Here is a 6,294-nt window from a genome sequence, read left to right as displayed (position 1 = left end):
CTGCTCCACCCGCTTCCAGGCGGGCGGAGCAGCCCGACCGGACCCGGGGACGCACGGCATTCCGCGGCGACCCGCGCACGACCCGGCGACGCGGCAGCACCGATCCGGCGTCACGCACACTTTCTCCTGCCCTTCTTCACCTGGTGGCCACATGTTTCGGTAGGCTCCGGATCGCTGCATCCGCACCATTGAGGGGGGACTCCTCATGCACGTCCGTCATGCTCTGACCGCCGCGGCCACCGCCGCTTCGGTCCTCGCGCTCGGCCTGGTGGCCGCGGCCCCGGTCCAGGCGGCCGAGTACTCCTCGGCCCTGAAGATCACGGGTGTCCAGTACGACGCTCCCGGGAGCGACTCCAACAAGTGCTCGGGTGGCAACACCAAGAACGAGTACGTGACGATAAAGAACTACTCGCGCACCGCGACCGTGAACCTCAAGGGGTACGTGGTCAAGGACGCCGTCGGCAACAGGTTCACCTTCACGGCGAGCCACACGTTGCAGCCCGGCGACTACATAAAGCTTCGCGGCGCACGGGGCACCGACTCCGACGCGAAGAACGTGGTGTACCGGCAGAACTGCAACTTCATCTGGAACAACGACAGGGACACCATCTACCTGTACAAGCCGTCCGGCGCCCGCTCCGACGTCCACTCCTACACCAAGAAGGCCAACGACCGCGACGGCAACGGTTACATCAGCTACCACGGCTAGCCTGCGCGGACAGCCGGCGGCACGGGTGACTGCCGGAAGTGGCCGTCCGTCCCAAGGCCCGCTCGGGAGCAACCGGCGTCCCTGAACACCCCTACCGACGACGCTCGGCCGCACTTCCGGTGCCGAGCGTCGTCGAGTGCGTGGGCAGTCAGCCGTCATGGCCGTTGCCCTTCGCTTCGAGACGGAGGGCCCGCACGATGCGTCCCACCCACCGGTCGGCCGCGCCCAGCGCCGGGTGGGCTCCGTAGTCGTGGCCGACCGGGCGGTCTCGGCTCCGCCCTGGGCCTCCGGTGTCACCGGCGCCGGAGGCCGGACTCGGCAAGAGGGCGGCCGACACCCCGGCCCTTCCTCTCACTCGCGCCCGCCCGGGCAGGACGGTGACGGAGCAGGCGTGAGCTCACGTGGCGGGGCGGGAGTGCACGCTGACGGCATAACCGCAGCCCGGGCGGTAGGGCTCGCCGCTCCAGGTGGCGAAACGCTGACGCAGGGTCAAGCCCACCTGCGCACACCAGTGGTCGAACGCGGACAGGGTCACCGTCGGTTCCGGCAACGGCAGGTGCGCCGCGTCCAGTCCCATGCCCGTGACCAGCAGAGCACCGGGTCCCAGCACCGCGGCCAGTTGCCGGACGACGTCCGGTTCGGTGCCGGGGGCCAGCAGCGGGATGACGTTTCCCGCCGCGAGCACCAGGTCGAAGCCGGTATTCAGGCCGAGGTCCTCCAGGTGGGCCAGGTCGCCGAGGACCCACTCCTGCGCGGGGGCCTGCCGACGGGCGACAGCGAGCATCGAGGAGTCGATGTCCACGCCGGTGCAACGGTGCCCCAGCTCCGCGAGACGGATCGCGATCCGGCCGGTTCCGCAGCCGGCGTCGAGTACCCGGGCGGTGGGCTTCAGCAGTGCGGCACAGAAGTCGGCCTCACCGTGGATGTCGTGGCCCGACCGGGCCAGACGCGCGAACCGCTGCGCGTACTCCTCCCCGGCTTGTCCGCCGGTCAGTTCGGCCCAGCGATCATTTCGCCCTGTCATGTCCGAGGTGCCTTCCCGGTCGGTCCCGCCCAACAGGAGCGAGAGCGGTTCCCCACCATTTTCCATGGGTGCGGGCGTGCGCCTCGCAGGCCGGGTCGAACACACGGGTACGCGCCCGGGATTCCGCGCCGATGTCGTGAACCGGAAGGCCGGCAGGACACCGGTCCGGCGGCGCACGCCCGGCAGGCACGTCCGGCAGGCACGTCCGGCGTCGGCCATGGTCCACGCGACATCGAGCGTGAGACCATCCGCCCATGAGCAGCGACCTGGAAGTCAGTGCCCTGGCGATCAACGTCACCGTACCCGAGGCGCTTCGCTGGACCGACACGCGGCGCGGTGAGACGTTCGCGCTGACCACGCTCAACGTCCGGCTCCTCCCGGACGGCCGCCTCGCGGCGAAGGCGTACGGCCGGCCGGTCGGTGGAGGCCGGGGCGCCTACGTCTCGTTTCCCGTCCCCGACAGACCTGAGCTGACGGCCCTGATCGCCGATGCTGCCGGCCGTGCCGGAGTGATGTGGGCCGCCCATCGCGGTCTCGGCTGACGCCGGCCGACTCCAGGGCGGACCGGCTCCAGGGAGACAGCGGGGACCAGGGCACCGAACCCACATGCAGCGGTCGGTCCATGGGAGCACTTCACCGGACCTGGCAGGGTGGCCGCCTCGGCTCAATGTCCCCGGCTGGGAGAGGTGAGACAGCCGACAGCGCGTCGCCGCACAGCACCTTCCCGCGCGTGAGTGCAGGCGGACGCCATGGGCACGCACCTACCCGCTCCCGGGCGTGTCGCCGTCGGCGGGGGCACGGTTCGGCGTCGGTCACCCACGGCCCTCGCCGTAGAAGCGGACGTAGTCGACCTCCATGGTGGCGGGGACCGGTGTGGAGGCGTCGGGAGGGCCGGGCCAGTCGCCCCCCACGGCGACGTTGAGCAGCAGGTGCATGTCCTGCTCGAAGACCCAGTCGCGCGGACTGGGCAGCTTCGACGGGGTGAGGGTGAAGTACGGCTTACCGTCGACGGACCAGGTGATGCGGCGCGGCTCCTTGTCAACAGCGTAGGTGTGGAACGCCCGCGACGCGTCGGCCGGCAGGGAGGCGGAACCGCCGAGGCCGTTCTCGTTGAAGTAGGTGGGCCCGTGCGCGGTGCCGTACACCGTGCGCGGTTCCGCGCCGACCACTTCGCAGATGTCGATCTCACCCTGCCCGGGCCACCGGCGCCCGTTGTCGCCCAGCATCCAGATCGCCGGCAGGAGCCCCGTGCCGGTGGGCAGTTTCGCGCGGACCTCCACCCGTCCGCGAGTGAGCGCCACCTTCCCCTCCGTGGTCAGGCGGGCTGAGGTCCAGGAGCAGAAGTCCTGCGTCCAGCAGGGAAGTTCGGATCCCGCGGAGACGGGGCGTGCCGAGAGGAGCAGGTGACCGGCGCCGTCGAGAGCGGAGTTCGCAGCATCCTGTGTGTAGTACTGCAGTTCGTTGTTTCCCCAACCCTCGGCTTCCCGGTTCCCTGTCTCGGTGTTCCAGGATTCCTCCGCGGGGCGGGTGCCCGCCGATCCGTCGAACTCGGCCCGCCAGAACGGCGTCTCCGCGGCCGCGGCAGCGGGCGTCCCGGCCGGGTGGGATCCACATCCGCTGAGCGATGCGGCCAGCACCAGCGCGAGGGCGAGGCCGGTATGTCGCTTCGTCACAGCAGTGCTCCAGGAAGGTCGTGCGGAAGGTGGTGAGCACTGTCGATCCCAGGCACACATGATGGCCGGGCCGCACGACGACACCGATGGGATGACGCCGAGGGGGCCCGCACCGCACACAGCTTACAGATCACCATCCCGTGCAGGCCGGACGCCCGTTCGCCGAGCGTGGCCGCCGCTTCGCCGTCGGGCGACCTTGCGGCAGGGGGTGCCGCGGAGCTCGGCCGAATGCTCCGCGCGGTGCCCGCCCGGTCGGCACACGAGGGTCAGGCCGCTGTCGACGGAAGGGAGGAGTCGGTGGCGCGTTGTCCGGCGTTCATGCGCCGGGCCTCTTCGAGCTGGTCCTCGAGGATCACGATCCGGCAAGCAGCCTCTATGGGCGTGCCGGCGTCGACGAGTTCCCGTGCCCGGGCGGCGATGCGCAGCTGGTAGCGGGAGTAGCGCCGGTGTCCGCCCTTGGACCGCAGGGGCGTGATCAGGCGGGCCTCACCGATGGCGCGCAGGAAGTTCGGGCTGGTGCCGAGGATGTCGGCGGCACGGCCCATGGTGTACGCCGGGTAGTCGTCGTCCTCGAGACGGTCGAAGGAGTCGTCCGCTGTCATTTCGCCTCTCTGTGGAACACGCTGGAGAGGCCCTGGTGCCGGTGGTCGGTGCCAGGGCCCCGAACGGGGCGGACACACCGTCCACCGGCCACGTACCGCGCCGGCCCTCGTCGGTCAGCGACGCGGAGGGCACGGTGGGCGGCGCGGGGCCCGTGGTTTCCGACCAGGGTCACCTGCACCGATCCGCCGGCTACGTCGCCGCCGGGCAGTTCGTTCCTGCCGGCCTCCGCTGTCTCACCGGGTACGAGAGCGTCTCTCTGGGAGTACAAGCCAGGATAAATATCCTGGAGCCCGATGTCTACTCCAGCCAGTACAGCTTTTGGGTAGCGCAGAAGGGAAGTATTCGGGCGCGCCGGATCGATACGGCCTCATCGCCTCCCCCGCGATCGGCACCCCGATGGCAGACTCGGTGACGCGCCTCCCTGTGCGCCCGCATGGGGCGGACCCTGGGTGCGCGCGCTTGGGCGGGTCGGGCCGGGGTACACAAAGCAATTCGGCCGGACAGAGGAGAGACATGGACGACGTCGCCGCTTCCGGCGCGCCTGGAATGCCTGAGGCCGGGCGCCAGGGGCTGTCGGGCACCCAGCTGGAGAGCATGGCGGCGCCGGCCATCGTGGTCGACGACGACGGCCACGTCGTCGCGACCAACAGCGCGGCCCGGAGCCTGCTCGGCCGAGATGCCACGGAACTCGCCGGTCGGGACTTCCACGACCTGCTGCACCGGGACAGGCACGGGCATCCCATGCCGCGCACCCGCTGCCTCCTGCGGGAGGCGCTTCTCACGCGAAGGACCAGGCATGGCGAGGCAGAGTGGTTCCTTCGCGGGGACGGCACACTCGTCCAGCTGTCGTGGCTGGTCACGCCGTTCACCACGGGTCCGGCCGGGGCGGGTGCGCTGACGCTGTTGTACGAGGCGCGGAGCGACGACGCGCGGCGGGGCGGGGACGTGCACTCCGCACCGCTGACGGAACTGGACCGCCTCGCCCTGCTGGCGGAGACCACCTCACAGCTCACGTCAACGCTGGACGTGGACGAGGCCCTGCACCGGCTGGCCGCCCTCACCGTGCCCCGACTGGCGGACTGGGCCGTGTTCGACCTTCTCACCGAACGCGACGAGGTGCGTCGCGTCCTGGTGGTGGAGCACAAGGACGGCACGGTGGTCGAGCGCTCCGACCTGCAGGGACCGATGCCCCCGGTGCCCGAGGAGTCCCCGATGCCCCTCTCGCGGGCCCTGCGCGGCGCCGCCTCCACCCTCGTGGACCGCGCCACCTACCAGGGCCCGCCCGACTCGGGCATCACGGTCGAGCAGCAACGCCTGTTCACGGAGACGGGCATGCACTCCGCTGTCATCGCACCCATCCGGGGCCTGCGCGACGTGCTCGGCGCCCTGACCCTGGGGCGCGCGCAGCAGCACACCGCGTTCATCCCGGCCGACCTGCCGCTGCTGGAGGACCTCACGCGGCGGGCAGGCCTGGCGCTGGACAACGCACGCCTCTACCAGCGCCAGCGCAAGGTCGCCGAGACCATGCAGCGCCACCTGCTGCCCCAGCTCCCCGTCCTGCCGGGCCTGGAGATGACCGCTCGGTACGTTCCCGCTCCGGATGCCTCCTCGGTCGGCGGGGACTGGTACGACGCCTTCGCCCTGGCCCCCCATGCCCACGCGCTGGCCATCGGCGACGTGGTGGGCCACGATCTCGATGCCGCGGCCGGTATGGCACAGGTCCGCAACATGCTGCGGGCCTTCGCCTGGTCGGCCCCGGAGGGTGCTCCCAGTGCCGTCGTCACTCAGCTCGACGAGGCCGTGATGCACATCGCGGAAGTGCCCATGGCCACCATGATTCTGGCCAGGCTCACGCGCGGCGACGACATGCTGTGGCATCTGCGCTGGACGAACGCCGGCCATCCGCCCGCCCTGCTCGTCACCCACGACGGTCAGACCCGCTACCTCGACGAGGCCCACGGCATTCTGCTCGGCACCGGTGTCACCAGGCCTCGTCCCGACGCCGTGACCGTGCTGCCGCCACGGGCGACGCTCCTGCTCTACACCGACGGGCTCGTCGAGTCCCCGCAGCACTCCATCGACCGTGGACTGGACCGGCTGCGGCGGCACGCGGCGTCTCTGGCCCACCGGCCCCTGGACTCCTTCTGCGACTCCGTCCTGGAACGGGTCCGCCCCGGTGACAACGACGACGACGTCGCCATGATCGCGCTGCGCACACCCGCTCGCGCGTAGGGCGGATGCCGAGCCCCGGGCCGGGCGCTCGCGGGCCCGCGGATCCGGCGCAC

The 6,294-nt window shown here is 71.0% G+C and carries 6 protein-coding genes; 3 read left to right on the top strand and 3 right to left on the bottom strand.

The genetic code is table 11. The features are described from left to right. Positions 1 to 205: 205 nt before the first annotated feature. Entirely contained in the window at positions 206 to 709 is a 504-nt protein-coding gene (locus tag ABZ371_RS27575; protein WP_358684433.1) for a lamin tail domain-containing protein, read from the top strand. A 397-nt stretch (positions 710 to 1,106) separates the two neighbouring features. Here ABZ371_RS27575 and ABZ371_RS27570 read toward each other — a convergent pair whose 3' ends face one another. Then, complete coding sequence (locus ABZ371_RS27570; protein ID WP_358684431.1) at positions 1,107 to 1,733, bottom strand: class I SAM-dependent methyltransferase; 627 nt, start codon at positions 1,731 to 1,733, stop codon at positions 1,107 to 1,109. Between the two features lie 254 nt (positions 1,734 to 1,987). Between ABZ371_RS27570 and ABZ371_RS27565 the strand changes: the two genes are divergently transcribed. Beyond that, positions 1,988 to 2,275, top strand: coding sequence for a hypothetical protein (locus tag ABZ371_RS27565; protein ID WP_358684429.1), 288 nt, complete (start codon positions 1,988 to 1,990; stop codon positions 2,273 to 2,275). 270 nt (positions 2,276 to 2,545) lie between these two features. Here ABZ371_RS27565 and ABZ371_RS27560 read toward each other — a convergent pair whose 3' ends face one another. Together ABZ371_RS27560 and ABZ371_RS27555 are read right to left on the bottom strand one after the other, a co-directional pair. Then, positions 2,546 to 3,406 (bottom strand): glycoside hydrolase family 16 protein, encoded by an 861-nt coding sequence (locus ABZ371_RS27560; RefSeq protein WP_358684427.1) that lies wholly within the window; start codon positions 3,404 to 3,406, stop codon positions 2,546 to 2,548. Positions 3,407 to 3,672: 266 nt separating this feature from the next. Beyond that, on the bottom strand, positions 3,673 to 4,008 hold the full coding sequence (locus ABZ371_RS27555) for a MerR family transcriptional regulator (RefSeq protein ID WP_358684425.1): 336 nt from the start codon (positions 4,006 to 4,008) through the stop codon (positions 3,673 to 3,675). Positions 4,009 to 4,522: 514 nt separating this feature from the next. Here ABZ371_RS27555 and ABZ371_RS27550 point away from each other — a divergent pair. Beyond that, positions 4,523 to 6,241, top strand: coding sequence for a SpoIIE family protein phosphatase (locus tag ABZ371_RS27550; protein WP_358684423.1), 1,719 nt, complete (start codon positions 4,523 to 4,525; stop codon positions 6,239 to 6,241). Positions 6,242 to 6,294: the final 53 nt, after the last annotated feature.

The sequence above is a fragment of the Streptomyces sp. NPDC005899 genome (assembly GCF_040629645.1).
Lineage (GTDB): Bacteria > Actinomycetota > Actinomycetes > Streptomycetales > Streptomycetaceae > Streptomyces.
This window is presented reverse-complemented; position numbering and strand designations above follow the sequence as displayed.